Raw genomic sequence first — 14659 nt, 5'->3', positions numbered from 1 at the left:
TCGCATCAAAACGCGATTTATCGGGCGCATTCTAATGTCGTTATTCCGGAACCACTACGCACTTCCGGGCGACATGCATTCTCACGCGGCAGGTCTATGCCGTTGCTTCGACGACGCGGACGGCCTTGGCGCGTTCCTGGGCTTCCTTGCGGACAGCATCCTGCACCTTTTCGAAGGCGCGGACCTCGATCTGACGGACGCGTTCGCGGCTGATGTCGAATTCGGTCGAAAGGTCTTCCAGGGTCACCGGATCCTCGGCGAGGCGACGAGCCTCGAAGATACGGCGTTCGCGCTCGTTCAGCACGCTCATCGCTTTCGCCAGCATACGCCGACGGGTATCGAGCTCATCCTGTTCGATCAGCACGTCTTCCTGGCTGTCATGGTCGTCCACCAGCCAATCCTGCCATTGGCCGCCGTCACCTTCGGCCGCCTTGATCGGCGCGTTCAGCGAAGCGTCGCCGGACAGCCGGCGGTTCATCGAAATGACCTCCTCCTCCGAGACTTTCAGCTTGGTGGCGATTTCGGAGACGTGCTCCGGCTTCAAGTCGCCGTCATCAATTGCCTGGATACGGCCTTTCAGCCGGCGCAGGTTGAAAAACAAGCGCTTCTGGTTGGCGGTCGTGCCCATCTTCACGAGCGACCATGAACGCAGAATATATTCCTGGATCGAGGCCTTGATCCACCACATAGCATAGGTGGCAAGGCGGAAGCCGCGTTCGGCATCGAATTTCTTGACGGCTTGCATCAGACCGACATTGCCCTCGGAGACGACTTCGCCGATCGGCAGGCCGTAGCCGCGATAACCCATCGCGATCTTTGCGACGAGGCGAAGATGGCTGGTAACGAGTTGGTGGGCGGCGTCGCGATCACCGTGCTCGGCATAACGCTTGGCGAGCATATATTCTTGCTGCGGCTCAAGCATCGGAAACTTGCGGATTTCATCGAGGTAACGATTGAGACCGGCTTCGCCGGCGGTAATGGACGGCAAGGTATTTCGGGCCATAGTGCACCCTCCTAAAATGGGTTCCGGCTCCCGTTGGCAACGCGTTCTCGCGTTAAAAAAGGCAAACCGGGACATGCGGCTCTACTGCAAGCCCGCACTAAGTCAACATACAGATAAGTGTGGCGAAACGGCGGTTCAAGGTGCCGCTCACGCAGGTGTGAGATGGGGTCGAAGACGCCTCTATCCTCGCAATGACTCGACCAGTTCTACCATATCATCCGGTAGCGGCACTTCGAAACGCATGATTTCGCCGGTGCGGGGATGCTCGAACTGCAACATGAAGGCATGCAGCGCCTGGCGGCCGAAACCGTTGACGACCTTGCGGATTTCTTCGGGCAGGATATTGGCCTTGGTCTTGAAGCCAGCGCCGTAAACCGTGTCACCAAGCAGCGGATGGCCGATATGGGCCATATGGACACGGATCTGATGGGTGCGGCCGGTTTCGAGGTGGCACTCGACCAGTGAGGCAAGCGCGGTCGCGTCGGGTTTTTCTTGGAAGCGCTCGACCACCTCGTAATGGGTGATCGCCTCGTCTGCGTCATGACTGTCGGGGCGCTTGACGGCGCGGCGCGTGCGATCGCCGGTGGCGCGGCCAAGCGGCGCGTCGACCGTGCCCGTCAGCGTGCGGGGCCGGCCCCAGACGACGGCCTGATAGGCGCGCTCGAGCGGCATGCTGCGGCCATGGTCGGCAAATTGGAGCGAGAGGTGGCGATGGGCAATGTCGTTCTTGGCGACGACCATAACCCCTGTCGTGTCTTTGTCTAGACGGTGGACGATTCCAGGCCGGCGCACGCCACCGATGCCGGAGAGCGTATCGCCGCAATGATAGATCAGCGCGTTGACCAGCGTCCCCGTCCAGTTGCCAGGCCCGGGATGGACGACGAGACCGGAAGGCTTGGAGATGACGATGACGTCTTCGTCCTCATGGAGGATATCGAGAGGAATATCCTCGCCTTGCGGCGTCGGGTCTTCCGGCTCGGGAAGCGTGATCTCGAAACTGTCGCCATTGCGCACCTTGCGCTGGGGGTCGGTGACGGGTTCGCCGCGCAGAAGAACCTGGCCGTCCTTGATCAGCGCCTTGATGCGGCTGCGCGAAAATTCCTCGGCGACCTGTGCCGTCAGCCAGGTGTCGAGCCGGCCTTCTGCGGTTTCGTCGGCGGTCAGGACTTTTCTATTGCCGGCTGCTTGTTTAAAGGGGTCGCTCAAGACGCTTCTTCTCCGACGTATTTTTAGAATGGGACGCACAGATGACAGCTATCGAGCCAGACGATCAGGAAGAGAAGCCCCTTGATCCGGCGATGGAAAGTGTCCGGCGCAAGATGGTCCGCCTGCAGATCGTTTCCGGCGCCATCATGTTCGTGAGCCTTATGGCGGTCTTCGGGGCGGTTGTCTACAAGACGATGCACAGCGAACCGAAGGACACGGCGGCGACGGTTTCCGCCTCCGGCGTGCCCTCGGATGCGCCGCTTTCGGCGACGGTTTCCCTGCCGCTCGGCTTCAAGGTGCAGTCCACTTCGTTTTCTGCAGGGCAGATCCTGTTTTACGGCGAGACGGCCGAGGGTAAGAGTAAGGCGCTGGTCTTCGATCTCAGGACTGGCCGCTCCGTCGCCGATCTCACTGTCTCGGGCAATTGAGGTCGGCATGGCCGCCGTCCCGATCGCCATCGACAGCGCCGACGATCCGCGCGTCGCGGAATTCCGCAACATCCGCGAGCGTGACCTGACAGGCCGAGAGAACCGCTTCATCGCCGAAGGCACTGTCGTGCTGCGCATGCTCGCCGAGGCGCACCTGGGAGACCGCGGCTTTATCGCCGAGAAGATCCTGCTGCTGCGCAACCGCGTCGACGGCGTTCTGCCGATCCTGGAACGACTGCCGGCCGACGTGCCGGTCTTTGTCGCCGAGGCTGATGTGCTTAACGGCGTCGTCGGTTTCCATCTGCATCGCGGCGTACTCGCACTCGGCCGGCGGGAGGATCGCGGGGAGGCGGCACTTCTCGACGCGCTGCCGGAACGGGCGCTGGTTCTCGTCGGCTGCGGCATCTCCAATCATGACAATGCCGGCTCGATGTTCCGCAATGCAGCCGCCTTCCGGGCCGATGCAGTGCTCCTCGATGAAACCAGCTGTGATCCGCTCTACCGCAAGGCGCTGCGTGTCTCGGTTGGTTCGGTGCTGAGCGTTCCGCACCGGCGCGGTGGCAAGGCACTGGATATGCTTCTGGCACTTGCCGACCGGGGCTTTGCCATCTGGACGCTTTCGCCGCACGGCAAGACCGATATCCGCGCTATTCCGGCTTCAATGCGTATGGCGCTCGTCGTCGGCACGGAGGGGGAGGGGTTACCGGAGGCGCTGCTTGCGCGCTTTCAGAGCGCGCGCATTCCACAGTCGGAGGAACTCGACAGCCTTAACGCCGCGACGGCGACGGGGATCGCTCTATTTTCCATGGCTTCCGCGATGGGTCGGATCTAAATTATAGCGTCTTTTTAGACACACGAAGGACGCCGTAGCATATTGAATTGCTGCAGGTCTCAGCGCTGGGGATCGGCGATGATCGCCGTTGCCCGGTCGGCAAGGCTGACGCGATCGTTCGGGCTCTTTTCCGCAGCCTCCGCGAGAAGCGTGCGGATCGGCGATGAGGGACCTTCATTGAGTGCGGTCAGCGCCACCATGTTGGCGGCGATCGAGGCGATCTCCTCGCGGATCGTGCCATCGCGCCCGGGTACGGCCTTTGCGTTTTGCAAGCGCTCGGCAAGGGCGGCGCTGCGTTTGCGGACATCCTGGCCTATCTCAGCCGTGCCAACGGCGGCGTCGAGCGTGACTGTCGTCGTATCTTCGGCCGCCATCTCCGCCGGCAACTCCGCGGCCATCCCGGCAAGACCGGCGTCGCGCAGCACGCGGTTGACCTTGCGGATCTCGGCATTGGCGGCCTTCAACTGTTCCTTCAACTTGACGATCTCCTGCTGGCGGCGAGTGACCAGGGTTTCTTTTTCGGCGGCCGACGCGCTGTCGCGCGCGGCCTTATCCTCCAGGCGGATCACCATGTGCTGCTGCTGCGTCAATTTCTGTTCGGCATCCTTGGCACGCTTCTGCAGCAGGGTGACGTCCTGGCGCAACGTGTCTCGTTCGTCGCGCAAGGCGTTGGCGCGAAATTTCAGGCTCTCCGCCTCGGTTTCGCGTGCAGCCAGGTCGATCCTCAGTCCATCGGTCTGTTCGCCGAGCTTGCTCAGCCGCGTCCTCATCGTCGCCAGTTCGCTCTCCTTGTTGGCAACGGACTGTTCGGCAATATGCAGATTGGTCTTCAACTGACTGATATAATTCTCGTCCTTGCGCAGATGCGAGCGCTGCTCGGCGGCCTCGACATGCATCTCGCCGATCTGGGCCTGCAATTCGCCGATATCGGCGGCAAGCCTGCCTGCATCGACGGCAAGCGCGTCGTGGCGAAGCTGGAGCGAAAGGGATTTTTCCCGCTCACGCAGAAGGTCCTGGGCGGTCCGGGCATTTTCAGCGGCATAGAGCGCGCGCACCATATCCTTCTGGGCGCGAACCTCCTGCGGGCTTAGCGGCATGGTCGCCTTCAAGCGGTTCTCGGTATACCAGACAATGCGGCGGTGAACGGCGGGTGAGACCAGAAAAACGAGGAAGGCCGCGGTCAGGAAGCCCAATCCGAACAAGAGAGCATATTCGATCACGGCGCGGCCATCGATTCGAAGGTTGATACGGGGTCAGCCGCGATGATTAAGCACGCAGGACACGCATGGCAAGGCCGCTGATGCCGGCGGGGATGGATTCCAGCGGCCTTGCGGCCTCAGAAGGGGTTCCAGGTCGGTGCCTGGGTGATCTTCAGATAGCCGACATTGATACCCAGGCGGGCGCCGACGCCGGTGCGGATCGGCACGACCAGGACGTCATTGTTCTTGAGCAGCGTCATGCCGAATCCGGCGATCACATAGGCAGAGCCGCTGACGCCGCCGAACCGGGCATAGATACCGTTGACGGAGGGCAGGTCGTAGACCAGCATCATTACGCGCGAGCCTTGGCCGCCGTAATCGAGGCCGAGCGAGGGACCTTGCCAGTAGAGATTATGTTCGCCGGCGTTCTTGGTGTTCAACTGGCCTTCGCCATAGGTGAGACCGGCGATGAAGGCGCCGCCGCCCTCTTGTCCAAGAATGTAGCCATTTGGCAGGCCGTATTTCTGGAAGGCACTCTCGACGACTTTGGCAAGTCCGCCGCTGGCGGAACCGAAGAAGGAGTGGCCGGCGTCGACGATTTCCTGCATCGTGTACTGGCCGTTGTCCTGGGCAGAGGCAGGTCCGGCAACCATCAGCGAGGAGAAGACGAGGGCCGAAAGCAACCTGTAGAAGTCGATGAATCGGTGCGGAAATCGAGGGCGCATGGTATCATCCGTTCGTCGTTTGGCTGGAGCGGGCAAGCGCTCGCGGCGATTGGTGCATTTTGCGCCGATGATCTTAACAATCGGTTTACCAAATATGGTGTCATTATGGCACCGAATACGATCGCAAACTTCGCGCAATTTTGATGAAGCATATTCCCGGGCGCAATGAAATTGCTGCCCCTCAGGAGACGATGATGTCCAAGAACCTTAATCTCACCTTGGCCGGCCCGGATCTGGCCGCGCTTCTTTGCAGCCGCGTTTGCCACGATGTCATCTCACCGGTCGGTGCGATCAATAACGGCCTAGAACTCCTGGATGAGGGTGGTGCCGATGCCGATGCGATGGACCTGATCCGCACCAGCGCGCTCAACGCCTCCGTCCGCCTGAAATTCGCACGTCTCGCCTTTGGCGCTTCGGGTTCTGTCGGTGCCTCGATCGACACCGGCGAGGCCGAGCGAGCAGCCAAAGATTTCGCCGTCGCCGAGAAGAAGACCGAAGTGATCTGGAACGGGCCGCGCGCCATCGTCGCCAAGAATCGCGTCAAGCTGCTGCTCAACCTCTTTCTGGTTGCTTATTCCGCTATCCCGCGCGGCGGCGTCCTCGAAGTAACGCTTGAGAACCCCGAATTCGATGCAAGGTTCAAGCTCACGGCCAAAGGCAAACTGATGCGCTTGCCGCCGAAATTCGTCGAGATATCGACCGGCACCATCGAGGAGGCGATCGACGCTCATTCGATCCAGCCCTATTACACCGTGCTTCTGGCGCAGGAGTGCGGAATGACGCTTGATCACAGCGCCAGCCCAGAAGAGCTGGTGTTCACTGCGGTAGCCGCCGCTGCCTGATTTCGGAGCAGGGGCGGGTGTACGCGCCCGTCCGGTAACGATTCCTTAGCCTGATGGACCTATCCTCCAGGGTTGTAAGAGGCCTCTTGCTGCGACGAATGCGGGGGCAAAGGAGCGCCCATGCAAAGGTTCATGATCACCGATAATTCGGATATCGTCCGCAAGGTCGGCAAGCGCATTCTCTCTGAACTCGACTTTCTTGTCAGCGAGGCCTCCAACGCCGGCGAGGCACTGCAGCGCTGCCAGGCGGAGCTGCCGGAATATCTGATCGTCGATTCCGGCATGGAAGGCGCTCTCGACCTCATCGCCGCCATCCGCGCCATGGACGGCGGCAAAGAGGTCAAGATCTACTACTGTGTCGTCGAGGCGGATCTGAAGAAACTGATGGCGGGCAAACGGGCCGGTGCCACCGACTTCCTGCTGAAGCCGTTCGATCGCAAGATCTTGACCGCTGTTTTTGGAAACCGCGCAATCGCTGCCTGATGGCATGCCTCTCTCCATGCAGCATGATGCCGAAGGTGTACGCACGTTCGGCCGCAGCCACTGTTTCCCTTTGTACCGATCCAGCCCCGATCCTCTCAGGACGGTTTCTTATTGCCAGGCAGAAACGAAAAATCCCGCCGAAAGGGCGGGATTTTCGTTATCCGATAAGGGGGATCGGAAAATCAGGCGGTTTCTGCGTATTCGGCACCATCCGGCTCGCGCAGAACGTAGCCACGGCCCCAGACGGTCTCGATGTAGTTGGCGCCGCCGGCGGCGTTGGCGAGCTTCTTGCGGAGCTTGCAGATGAAGACGTCGATGATCTTCAGTTCCGGCTCGTCCATGCCACCATAAAGGTGGTTCAGGAACATTTCCTTGGTGAGGGTAGTGCCTTTACGGAGCGAAAGCAGCTCCAGCATCTGGTATTCCTTGCCCGTCAGGTGGACACGCTGGCCGCCGACTTCGACAGTCTTGGCGTCGAGATTGACGATCAGTTCGCCAGTCATGATGACCGACTGGGCGTGGCCCTTGGAGCGGCGGACGATGGCATGGATGCGGGCGACGAGCTCGTCCTTGTGGAAGGGCTTGGTCATGTAGTCGTCGGCGCCGAAGCCGAGGCCGCGAACCTTGTCTTCGATGCCGGCCATGCCCGACAGAATGAGGATCGGTGTCTTGACCTTGGACAGCCGGAGCGTGCGAAGCACTTCATATCCGGACATGTCGGGCAGGTTCAGATCGAGAAGGATGATGTCATAATCATACAGCTTGCCCAGATCGACGCCTTCTTCACCGAGATCGGTGGTATAAACATTAAAACTTTCTGATTTCAGCATCAACTCGATGCTCTGCGCCGTCGCGCTATCATCCTCGATGAGAAGTACCCGCATAATTATCCCCTTTACCGCCGCCGAAAGGTGGTCTGGCCCCCTACACGATACCGAACACGCTACGTGATTTGGAAGCTGCCACGAAATGGTTAACAAATTCTAATTCACTCTGGCAAGGAGTATCGAATTTATTAAATATTTTTTCCATTTCTCTGTTTTCCAATAGGAATCTCAAATGGCGTTCCTAAACTTTGACATTAGGAAAAGGCGCTAAGTGATTCATCCGACTCGCCAATGAAAAGGTTCGAACTTCATGCCGCGGCATTTACCGACCCTTAAATCATCTGGCCTATCATTAACGATGCCCGTAAACGAAAGGTTACCAGCGGTAGGTATTTGTTAATATCGCAGGAAATTTTTTAGCAAACCGTGTCAAAGCGGCGCGCAGGGCGGTTTCAAGTTGAGCCGGGGTCTCGCATCACGGGAGTAATGCGTATGAAGTCGCGAGAGAGCCTCGTTCGTCTGAAAGAGTTTCAGGTGAACGAAAAACGACGTCAATTGCAGCAGTTGCAGATGATGATGTCCGAATTCGAACGAATGACGAAGGATCTGGAAAGCCAGATCGTCGTCGAGGAAAAGAAGTCCGGTATCTCAGATCCGAATCACTTTGCCTATCCGACCTTCGCCAAGGCCGCGCGTCAGCGGGCCGATAACCTGCAGGTTTCGATCAAGGAACTGAAGATGCAGGAAGAGACGCTGGAAATGGCGCTCGAGGAGATGCAGGCCGAATATGCAAGAGCGACGGCGCTGGAAGAGCGTGACAGCGGCGCCCGCGCCAGAGCATGATGCCGAAAAGTGTGAGCGGTTTTCGGACGACATCATGCTCTTACTCTTCAATTTAGAACAGGATTCAGATCTTAGGCCGATCTGGCCTAAAATCATCCTGTTCTAGGGCGTAAAGGAAAACCGCGGGCGCCGACTTCGGCGCCCTGGCGATCGCCACTGAGAAGCCATGTATGACGGGCGCACTGTCCGTCATACATGGCTTTTGGTGTTTTCGCCGTCTGAAGGGTCGTCGGCTTAAAACCGCCCCTTCGGGCCAGAATCAGTTCACCACATCCTGCCATTCCGGATGGCGCTGTGCCTGCGCCTTGAAAAAGGGGCACAGCGGTATGATCTTCCAGCCGCCGGTTCGGGCTGCCTCCACGGCATGAAGCGCCAATGCCTGGCCTACACCCTTGCCGCGCAGCGCATCGGGTACAGCCGTATGGTCGATGATGATAAGCTTCGCCGATGCGCGCGAATAGGTCATCTCCGCCGCATGCCCTTCGACCTCGGCTGCATAGCGGCCCCCGGAGGCGCCATCTTCATTTCGAATGTCCATTGTCATTCCTTGCAACCAGATATGGTGGTAGCCGACGGTGACACGGCCACACAGCCGTGCCAAGCCTGTGCGGCGATTCTTTGGGAGACGAAGTGTTCATGAAAAATGTCGGATCGATGCGGGGTTCAGCGCAATGAGAGCGCTTTTGATGATCCGCCCCGTTCTTCTGGTGGCCGCGCCGTTCTTCCTGGCGCTCGGCCTGGTCCTGCCGCTGGTCCATTTCGAGACGCTGTATTTCTTCGACAGAACGCCTTCGCTCATCGAGATCGTCATGTCGCTGTGGCAAGGCGGGGATGGGCTGTTGGCGGCGATCGTCGCATTGGTTTCGATTCTGCTCCCGCTTCTGAAGATGATCGGCATTGCCGCGGAAGTGACGACCGCCGGCGGTGGGGCCGGCAGCCTGTTCTATCGTCGCGTCGTGCCGCATCTGTCCAAGTGGTCAATGATGGACGTGCTGCTGGTCGCGATCGTCATTGCGGCGGCGAAGACAACGGGGGTGGCAAACGCCTTCACCCAGCCCGGCCTCTGGTGTTACGCCGCCTCGTCAATGATTTCGGGCCTTCTTCATTCCCTGACGGGAGATGCGTCCGGCCCGAAATAGATGTCGATGATGGCGTGCGATCAGTGGCGATATTGCTGGATGCGCGTGGTGCGCAGGCCGGCAAGGCCATGGCTGTTGATCGATGACTGCCAGGAGAGGAATTCTTCGACCGTGAGCGTATAACGCTCGCAGGCCTCTTCCAAGCTCAACAGGCCACCGCGAACAGCCGCGACAACCTCTGCCTTCCGACGGATCACCCAGCGCCGCGTATTGGGCGGCGGAAGATCCGCGATCGTCAGGGGGCTGCCATCGGGGCCGATGACATATTTAACTCGGGGACGTATCATTTCGGTCATTGGACTCTCTACACAACGCAAGACCACGGACGCCACTCTAGCTTGCCACATTTAAAAATTGCCTAAACTCATCGTAAGACTTTGATAACAAATTTAGATGCCCTGGCGCGGCCGGTGGCCTGGGACGGCCTTCTGCAGGCCGTCAATTTGTAGCGCTGCAAAAAGGGGGCGAGCCGAAGAAATAGGACTGATTTGCCGGGATGATCTTTGTGGCGCTGGGTATAGGGCTGAGCGCAAGACATCGTCTCCGTTCCTTTTGGTGTATCAGTCCAGCTCGCGCTTTTGGTGATCTGGTTCGTCGGATGCAGTGCAAAAGTCGTCTTTGCCAACGCCCCGGCTCGGAGCCTTTTGCTGCCAGCGGCGGGGTTCGGTTGAAGCAGGCCATACGTGGTACGAAGATGAAAAGAAGTGAGCGTGCGCGCGGCGATTGCATTGAGGATGCTGGATTTTCGCCTTCACGGACCGGTCGCGCCGAACGGCGGCAAGGAGCGGCTCGGCGAGATGACAAAGCTTGCGGACTTCGATTTTTATCTTGCCCTCGGCTTTCCCGAGAAGCGACCGCACGGCTTTCATCGAAGTCCGGCTGACCGGCAACTCGGAGGGAAGCCTGACCGGCTTTTGCTGGGCGACCGATTTCTTCTATTGCATCAGATTGGTGACCGTGGCGAAGCGGACGATCGTGCCTAATCTTCTGTAAGGAGGGGCGATTGCGGGCGGCGTTGCCAAAAGACGCCGCCTCAACCCGCTCTTTCAGATGCATGCGCTGAAGAGTGCCTTCGCCTTCGCGCTCGCACGGCGATGACCTGAAATAATACATCTACGCCTTTTCAGGCGCTTGCCCATGTCCAAGCACGCGATGGCGCTGCGTCACAGGTGCATGGAACTTCTGGCCAAGGTTTTGCGACGATGCAGTTCGGACGACAGCCGGTCGGCGAGGCTTACTCGGCGCGAAATCGAATGCGCGCGCTGGTCGGCGGCCGGCAAAGGCAGCGATGAGTCACGATCATTTCGGTCTCTCGTCACACACGCTGGGACTTATCTGAGGAGCGCAATGCGCAAGCTCTTGGTCAGCCGCATGCAGGCGGGCGCCAGAGCATTGCGGGACCGGCTGCCGAGGCAGCCGGTCCCTTTCATAAAGCTTAGAAACCTTTTCCGCGGGTCAGCTCCGACACGACGGTTCCGGCAATGATGCGGATGTCCATCACAATCGAAAAATTCCCGACGTAATAGAGATCGCTGACGATGCGCGCGCGCGCCTTGGCCGGACGGTCGGTCGGGCCGCGCAGGCCGCGCATCTGGGCAAGACCCGTCATGCCGGGACGCATGGCATGGCGTTGATGGTATTCCGGAACCAGCTCTTCGTAGAGCATGCCGCCGGCACGCATGCCGATTGCATGGCAGCGCGGACCGACGACGGACATGTGACCCATCAGCACGTTCAGCAACTGCGGCAGCTCATCAACGTTCGTGCGGCGAAGAATGGCGCCGACGCGGGTGATGCGCGGATCGTTCTTCACTGTCTGGGCAATACCCGAGACATCGCAAAGATCGGTGCGCATCGAGCGGAACTTGTAGACCTTGATGGTCTTGCAGTTCTTGCCCCAGCGGGTCTGCTTGAAGAGCACCGGTCCTGGGCTGTCGAGCTTGATCAGCAAGGCGACGAACAGAAGGAAAGGGGCGAGGACGAGGAGGGCGCTCAACGACGAAACGATGTCGAACGCCCGCTTCAAGACGAGATCCATCCACGGCGCCTGCGGCGCATCGCTATGGATGACAGGGGTCTGGATCTTAGGGCTGGGCTGCTGGCGGCGGCTTGGCCTAAAGGACTCTGTCGAAATGCTGTTGTTTAGTTCCGTGATGCTCAAGGATCGTACTCTGTTGTCTTCGAGGGGTGCGGCGGCAATAGGCGATCAATGGTTTACCCTGTCACCAGGGCTGCACTCAGGTCTTGGTAACCCTACTAAAACGGAAAAATGCGACAATTGTGTAATGGTGTCCAGAGAAATATCGCATCGCAGCAAATCTTTCGCATTTGCGTTAAGTTGAGGCAAGCTCATGATATTTCGTTAATAATTGGAATTTCGTCAAGGTTTCTAGGCCTTTGGCGAGGGCTTCCAGGGGTGTTCCGACGTGCTGTTTCGGCACGCGACCGACGGTCGTCAGACGGTAATTTTAACGATTGCCGACGCGAAAACTTTTTAGCGAGGCTGCTCGATCATTCTCAAACTGTGTCGGAATATGACAAAATCAAGGCGGAACGGGTCACGATCTGGCGTCGGAACGATGGAAAAACGGCGTCGCACCCCAGAATCACCTGATCCGCGCACGCCGTTTGCGAATCACTCTCAGACCGCTGCCAGCGGTCCGGTCCCGTGGACAGCCGCTCGATCATGACAAGACGATATGACCTGGATCACGTGGCGCCCGCTTCCCAAGCGCGTGTTGTTGTCCCGGAACCGCTGCACACTTCCGGCAGACATTAGGAGAGAAGGGACGGGCTCCAAGCTGAGGCCGGTTGCGACTGCCGCGGCAGGTGCAGAAATCGTCACGGTGCGAGAAATCGCGCCGCTGCCCGACGTTCAGGGATTGCTGCGGGTGGCTACACCGGTTCGAGGACGCGTTTGGTGCCGCCCCAGGAGATGAAGTTCGGGTTGGCAAAGTCGAAATCGGCGGCAGTTCCGGTCTTGCCGTAGGTCAGCGGTGCGCCGTCCAGCGTCACCGTCGAACCGCCAGCGGCGCGCAGCACCGCATCGCCAGCCGCTGTGTCCCATTCCATAGTACGCGTGAAGCGCGGATAGACGTCGGCCTTGCCTTCGGCCAGCAGGCAGAATTTCAGCGAGGAGCCGATATTCGTGCATTTGGAGATCGCGTGGTGGGCGAGGAAGTTTCCGGTCTCCGGGCTGTTGTGACGAAGGCTTGCAAGCGCCAGCCTGTCGTCCGGCTGTTCGCGCACGGCGATTGCGGCGCGTGCGCCAACCGCGAAATCATCGGTCACGACGAGCCTTTGCGCCCGCCCCCGTTCTCCCGAGAAGGCAAGGCCGAGCGCCGGCGCATAGACGATGCCGGCCACCGGGGCGCCGTTCTCGATATAGGCGATGTTGACGGTGAATTCCTGCCGCCCATCGACGAATTCGCGCGTGCCGTCGAGAGGGTCGACCAGGAAGAAGCCTCGGCCGGCGATGTCGGGCACCTTTCCGGCGGCGACGGATTCTTCCGCCACGACGGGTATTTCGGGATAATCTCTGGCGAGATGAGCGAGGATGATGCGTTCGGCCTCCTCGTCGGCGACCGTCACTGGACTTGCATCCGCTTTCATGGCGACCGGGAAGCCATTGCGCAAGACCGTGATAATGGCCTTGCCGGCTTCGAGCGCCGCCCGTTCAAATGTCCTCAGCATTGTCCTTTTGCCGTTCGCCATGCGGCGAGCACCCACGGTCGCTCATCCGCAAACCATCCCTTTCACCACATGCTTGATATGGTGCTTCCCGTCGCGCGCTGCATCCCCGATACCGCAGTTCCACGATGCTACCATAAGTTTTCAGTGATGTCAGACGAAGATCGGGCGTCTGCTGGTGAAATGATATTCGTAAAAGAACCTGGGTTGGGGTTTGAATTTGCGCCATCTTCCAATTCTATGGAATAGCTTGTGCGACGAACGGCGTAGAAAATCGACGGCGACATCTTCGGATCGTTAACTCGCTGGCAGTTTATGACCAAAAATAGGTCCTTCCTTGCCGATTTTCTGTGGACTTTGGTTCAAAATGCGCCAGTTAGGCCTGTTCGGACAAGAATTTGTCGGAGTAAATCCTTTTTGTCTTCACATTTCCAACGAAACCGGTATGCATTCGGCCTATGAGGTTCTCTGAAACGGGGAACCAAAGAACCAAAAAGAGATGCAGCCTGTTGGGCTCGTATCCAGGGGAAAACGACATATGGAGTATTTCGTCCAGCAGCTCTTCAATGGGCTGACGCTCGGATCCATCTATGGCCTTGTGGCTATTGGCTATACGATGGTTTACGGCATTATCGGCATGATCAATTTCGCCCATGGCGACATTTTCATGCTCGGTGGCTTCGCCGCTCTTATCGTCTTTCTCGTCCTCACATCCATCTTCGCAGGTCTTCCGGTGGCGGTTCTGCTGCTGGCGATGCTTGTCGTCGCGATGCTGATGACGAGTTTGTGGAATTGGACGATCGAGCGAGTCGCATACCGTCCGTTGCGCGGTTCCTTCCGCCTGGCGCCGCTGATCACCGCCATCGGCATGTCGATCGTGCTGTCCAATTTCATCCAGGTGACGCAGGGTCCGCGCAACAAGCCGATCCCGCCGATGATCAGCTCGGTCTATCAGTTCGGCAACGTCTCGGTGTCGCTGAAACAGATCGTCATCATCGTGATCACGGTCGTGCTGCTCGCCGTCTTTTGGTACATCGTCAATCGTACCGCACTCGGCCGTGCCCAGCGCGCCACGGAGCAGGACCGCAAGATGGCGGCGCTGCTGGGCGTCAATGTCGACCAGACGATTTCGATCACCTTCGTCATGGGTGCGGCACTGGCCGCCGTCGCCGGCACGATGTACCTGATGTATTATGGTGTCGCCTCGTTCGCCGACGGCTTCACGCCGGGTGTCAAGGCATTTACGGCAGCCGTTCTCGGCGGCATCGGCTCATTGCCGGGCGCGGTTCTCGGCGGATTGATGATAGGCCTGATCGAATCGCTGTGGTCGGCCTATTTCACCATCGCGTACAAGGATGTCGCGACGTTCGCCATCCTCGCTTTCGTGCTGATCTTCAAGCCGACGGGTATTCTTGGACGGCCGGAAGTCGAGAAGGTGTAAC

17 protein-coding genes are annotated in these 14659 nt (G+C 59.1%); 8 read left to right on the top strand and 9 right to left on the bottom strand.

Translation table 11 applies throughout. From position 1 onward, the window contains the following. Window positions 1–94 precede the first annotated feature (94 nt). Window positions 95–1003, bottom strand: a complete 909-nt coding sequence (rpoH, locus tag HJB82_RS18045) for an RNA polymerase sigma factor RpoH (RefSeq protein WP_007630673.1) — start codon at window positions 1001–1003, stop codon at window positions 95–97. A gap of 180 nt (window positions 1004–1183) precedes the next feature. Further along, complete coding sequence (locus HJB82_RS18040; RefSeq protein WP_221140870.1) at window positions 1184–2209, bottom strand: RluA family pseudouridine synthase; 1026 nt, start codon at window positions 2207–2209, stop codon at window positions 1184–1186. 41 nt (window positions 2210–2250) lie between these two features. Here HJB82_RS18040 and HJB82_RS18035 point away from each other — a divergent pair, with 41 nt between their 5' ends. Further along, window positions 2251–2637 (top strand): hypothetical protein, encoded by a 387-nt coding sequence (locus HJB82_RS18035; RefSeq protein WP_221140869.1) that lies wholly within the window; start codon window positions 2251–2253, stop codon window positions 2635–2637. Between the two features lie 7 nt (window positions 2638–2644). Beyond that, complete coding sequence (locus HJB82_RS18030) at window positions 2645–3469, top strand: RNA methyltransferase (RefSeq protein ID WP_221140867.1); 825 nt, start codon at window positions 2645–2647, stop codon at window positions 3467–3469. Window positions 3470–3528: 59 nt separating this feature from the next. On the opposite strand, the gene HJB82_RS18025 is transcribed toward HJB82_RS18030, so the two are convergent. Together HJB82_RS18025 and HJB82_RS18020 are read right to left on the bottom strand one after the other, a co-directional pair. Beyond that, window positions 3529–4689 (bottom strand): hypothetical protein, encoded by a 1161-nt coding sequence (locus tag HJB82_RS18025; protein ID WP_207581544.1) that lies wholly within the window; start codon window positions 4687–4689, stop codon window positions 3529–3531. A 116-nt stretch (window positions 4690–4805) separates the two neighbouring features. Then, window positions 4806–5393, bottom strand: a complete 588-nt coding sequence (locus HJB82_RS18020; RefSeq protein WP_221132316.1) for a DUF1134 domain-containing protein — start codon at window positions 5391–5393, stop codon at window positions 4806–4808. Window positions 5394–5587: 194 nt separating this feature from the next. On the opposite strand from HJB82_RS18020, the gene chpT reads away from it, so the two are divergent. Continuing rightward, complete coding sequence (gene chpT / locus HJB82_RS18015) at window positions 5588–6235, top strand: histidine phosphotransferase ChpT (protein WP_207581542.1); 648 nt, start codon at window positions 5588–5590, stop codon at window positions 6233–6235. Window positions 6236–6355: 120 nt separating this feature from the next. Continuing rightward, window positions 6356–6718 (top strand): response regulator, encoded by a 363-nt coding sequence (locus tag HJB82_RS18010; protein ID WP_010069020.1) that lies wholly within the window; start codon window positions 6356–6358, stop codon window positions 6716–6718. Between the two features lie 182 nt (window positions 6719–6900). On the opposite strand, the gene ctrA is transcribed toward HJB82_RS18010, so the two are convergent. Beyond that, on the bottom strand, window positions 6901–7602 hold the full coding sequence (gene ctrA, locus HJB82_RS18005; RefSeq protein WP_003542362.1) for a response regulator transcription factor CtrA: 702 nt from the start codon (window positions 7600–7602) through the stop codon (window positions 6901–6903). 435 nt (window positions 7603–8037) lie between these two features. Here ctrA and HJB82_RS18000 point away from each other — a divergent pair, with 435 nt between their 5' ends. After that, entirely contained in the window at window positions 8038–8388 is a 351-nt protein-coding gene (locus tag HJB82_RS18000; RefSeq protein WP_026188505.1) for a hypothetical protein, read from the top strand. Between the two features lie 259 nt (window positions 8389–8647). Here HJB82_RS18000 and HJB82_RS17995 read toward each other — a convergent pair whose 3' ends face one another. Next, window positions 8648–8926 (bottom strand): GNAT family N-acetyltransferase, encoded by a 279-nt coding sequence (locus HJB82_RS17995; protein WP_207581540.1) that lies wholly within the window; start codon window positions 8924–8926, stop codon window positions 8648–8650. Between the two features lie 133 nt (window positions 8927–9059). Between HJB82_RS17995 and HJB82_RS17990 the strand changes: the two genes are divergently transcribed. Further along, window positions 9060–9527: a paraquat-inducible protein A gene (locus tag HJB82_RS17990; RefSeq protein WP_221116553.1), complete on the top strand. Its 468-nt coding sequence runs from the start codon at window positions 9060–9062 to the stop codon at window positions 9525–9527. A gap of 20 nt (window positions 9528–9547) precedes the next feature. Here HJB82_RS17990 and HJB82_RS17985 read toward each other — a convergent pair whose 3' ends face one another. After that, on the bottom strand, window positions 9548–9823 hold the full coding sequence (locus tag HJB82_RS17985) for a DUF1153 domain-containing protein (protein WP_007533628.1): 276 nt from the start codon (window positions 9821–9823) through the stop codon (window positions 9548–9550). A 414-nt stretch (window positions 9824–10237) separates the two neighbouring features. Here HJB82_RS17985 and HJB82_RS31645 point away from each other — a divergent pair, with 414 nt between their 5' ends. Continuing rightward, entirely contained in the window at window positions 10238–10510 is a 273-nt protein-coding gene (locus HJB82_RS31645) for a hypothetical protein (RefSeq protein ID WP_259669530.1), read from the top strand. Window positions 10511–10962: 452 nt separating this feature from the next. Here HJB82_RS31645 and HJB82_RS17975 read toward each other — a convergent pair whose 3' ends face one another. Both HJB82_RS17975 and cysQ read right to left on the bottom strand, forming a co-directional pair. Continuing rightward, the gene (locus tag HJB82_RS17975; protein ID WP_164014068.1) at window positions 10963–11688 is read right to left on the bottom strand and encodes a sugar transferase; all 726 of its coding nucleotides are present in this window, start codon (window positions 11686–11688) and stop codon (window positions 10963–10965) included. A gap of 734 nt (window positions 11689–12422) precedes the next feature. Further along, on the bottom strand, window positions 12423–13220 hold the full coding sequence (gene cysQ, locus HJB82_RS17970) for a 3'(2'),5'-bisphosphate nucleotidase CysQ (RefSeq protein ID WP_209882495.1): 798 nt from the start codon (window positions 13218–13220) through the stop codon (window positions 12423–12425). Window positions 13221–13755: 535 nt separating this feature from the next. Here cysQ and HJB82_RS17965 point away from each other — a divergent pair. Then, window positions 13756–14658: a branched-chain amino acid ABC transporter permease gene (locus HJB82_RS17965; RefSeq protein WP_207581537.1), complete on the top strand. Its 903-nt coding sequence runs from the start codon at window positions 13756–13758 to the stop codon at window positions 14656–14658. Window position 14659: the final 1 nt, after the last annotated feature.

The sequence above is a fragment of the Rhizobium sp. NZLR10 genome, from assembly GCF_019685125.1.
Taxonomy (GTDB): Bacteria; Pseudomonadota; Alphaproteobacteria; order Rhizobiales; family Rhizobiaceae; genus Rhizobium.
This window is presented reverse-complemented; position numbering and strand designations above follow the sequence as displayed.